The following is a 2779-nucleotide window of genomic DNA, read 5'->3' as shown; positions in this document are numbered from 1 at the left end:
AAACCCGGGGCGGTTCAGTGCCGAGCAGGAAGAAGCGCTTGGCCGAACCGCCTTCTTCACTCATTACGTACTCGACCGCAGGGATCGCCTGTTGGTTAGGCGCGGCACCGGTGTAGAACACGTTGGGCGACATCTCTTCGCCTTCGTACTGCACGGGGTAGAACAGCAAGCCGTTGAGTTCCTCAAAGACCGGCAGCACCGATTTGCGCGATACCGATGTCCAGCAACCAAAGACCACCGCCACCTTGTCCTGGGTCAGCAATTGGCGGCCTTTTTCGGCGAACAGTGGCCAGTTGGAAGCCGGGTCGACAACCACTGCTTCGAGCATCTTGCCGTTGACGCCGCCTTTGGCGTTGATCTCGTCAATGGTCATCAAGGCCATGTCTTTGAGCGAGGTCTCGGAGATCGCCATGGTCCCGGACAACGAATGCAGAATACCGACCTTGATGGTTTCGGCAGCCTGAACGGTCCAGGTCAACCCCATGGCGGCGATCGATGCGGACAGGGTAAAGGCTTTGATCAGGCTGCGACGCTTCATTGACTAGCTCCCTTGGTTCATTTTTTTGATAGGTCTGCGGCGGTGCATTACGTTGCTCTTTCAACCGTTAGCAAGGTCTGGGCCAACCTGAGCGCGTCGCAAAATGGAACGAATGTGTCGCGCAGTAAAGGGTATGCGCACCAACCTGGAACGGGGGCAGGAAGAGGGCGTGCGCTATGCGCTGCAATGGTGCGGACCATGAAATACCAGCATTGTCTCTACTGCCGTTGTGTTCAAACGGCCAAGCGCCTCATACCCAGAACTCCTGTGCTCCGGTGTAAAGATCGTAGGTCTGGTCAACGAGTCGCTCGGGAGCATCGAACCAGGCGAACAGCTGGCCGTTGACCCGTGTTGTCGCACCCAGTTGCACGCGAGTTCCAGGCGGGATGGCGACGTGATCACCGAGAAAGCCGGTAAACATGTTCTTCTTGGGCACATTAGGCGCGAAGATAAAGAATACCGGGTGATTTTCCGAGTTAGCGTTACTGCTCACAAATCCATCCTGGCTCCATCTGGAGGCATTGGCTCGCGATACCGATGCGGACTGCACGCCATTATCTGTAAACACCGCACCTATCTCGCGTTCCAGACATGCCACTCCTTCGCTGGATACATACGTGGAGCGAAAGGCAGTGCCATGCCATGGCTTGAGTTTGTAGAACTGGCGGAGAAACCTGCTTGTGGTGGCGTTGCGCATACCGTTTCGCAATACAGGATTGATGGCTGCCGAACCTCCCTCTGTATAAGCTGCTATTTCCGAAAAGCTTTCTGCGTTGGACGCTTTACTCAGGGCGAGGTAATCGGCCTCGAACTTCAAACGTTCAGCGCTGCTTGCTTCTTCCAGGGACGCAGGCCAGGCAGTTGTCAGGCTGGTCAGCTGTGCTTGGGCATTGCGGATGGCTGGCTGACTCAGCCGCGGTATTTGTTTTCCCACGGTTTTCCAGGCACCGCTGGTAGTACGCAAGGCAAATTCCTGCTCATGCACCAACTGCGTTGCATCCATGGGGTTCGGCCGATAAAGGCGCGAGTGGCCGAACATGTTGGCACGACGGCTTATGAAGCAGGTCTGGCCCTCTATCTCGATGGCAATGAAGCGGTGAGGGTCCATAGCGACGATTAATTTAGAGTCTGCAAAACGTGGGGCTTTGGAATGCGACAGGAGATAGCCAATCTGCATCTGCCCATCGCGACCCACCCTGCGAATCAGGTGCGGACTTCTTGCTGCTCCTGAGGCATGCGTTACCGGTTTAAGGGCTAGCGCCACATGGCCAATGAGAGCAGTGGCAAGATAGCCAATGGCGCTCAGAAACTCCTCGGCGGCTCCTTCGTGGTCGCCTTCGTCTATTTTCGAAAAGGCGTTCCAGGTTTTATACAGGCCCACGCCCAGCGCAACAGGCATCATGATCGGTTCAGGCAGAAACAGAATTGCGATACCGGCGATCAGATCGAAGCTTCGGCCGGCTTGCCCCTGATTGGTTTCCTGGCTCATATGCCGCTTGGCTTCGCTGATCAACTGAGTGATCCTGGTCTCGTGAATTTCCTCGTAAATATCTTTGCTCTGGCGGATAAAAACGACTGGATGCAGCAGCCTTGAAGGGATCGGTATCAGCGAAAATTGAGTAAGTACCTGTGGCGGGCGCCAGTGCTTTGCCTCTTTCTCGTACTGCATGGCACGCAGCGTCTCCAGACGCCTGGACAGCGGTATTTGCTTAAGCAGGTACTGCTGAAACGAGACTTCTTCCAGAAAGGTGGTGGTGAGATGAAACATGCTGTTGAACCAGCGGAAAACGATGCCGTCGGAAGCATTCAGTGTGCACAGTACAAGCGGTCCCTTATCGAATTTCCCCGCGGGAGCGATCAGCATGACATTGGTCATCTTGAATTGATTGACAGTGAAAAACCTGACTTCGATGGCTTCATCTTCGATGGTTCGGCGCCCTTGCGGTGCTGGCGAATCCAGCACTGCTTTGATCCACTCTCGACCCGCTGGCGCAAACGCCAGTTGTTCGATCTCCAGCAGCATCATCTTCATCTGAGCTTCCAGCATGACTTTTCGTGACTGCTTGAGTTGTTGCGCATACGCCGATGTTTTCAGATTTAGGTCGAGGTACTCGCTGAGGTGTTGGGGGGCCTCAATGGTTGTAACCAATTCCTTGATGGTGGCTTTGTCCAGTTTCCTGATGACTGCGCCTTCACTATCCATAGCCTGGATCAGCAATGCATCCTTAGAGGGTGTAGACA

The 2779-nt window shown here is 54.8% G+C and carries 2 protein-coding genes; both read right to left on the bottom strand.

Translation table 11 applies throughout. From position 1 onward, the window contains the following. Window positions 1-538 (bottom strand): transporter substrate-binding protein (locus tag ALO64_RS05435; protein ID WP_157058629.1); only part of this gene is annotated, 538 nt, incomplete at its 3' end. Window positions 539-788: 250 nt separating this feature from the next. Then, the coding region (locus ALO64_RS05430; protein WP_328586221.1) for a dermonecrotic toxin domain-containing protein at window positions 789-2779 on the bottom strand (1991 nt) is incomplete at its 5' end.

The organism is Pseudomonas meliae (assembly GCF_001400515.1).
Taxonomy (GTDB): domain Bacteria; phylum Pseudomonadota; class Gammaproteobacteria; order Pseudomonadales; family Pseudomonadaceae; genus Aquipseudomonas; species Aquipseudomonas amygdali.
This window is presented reverse-complemented; position numbering and strand designations above follow the sequence as displayed.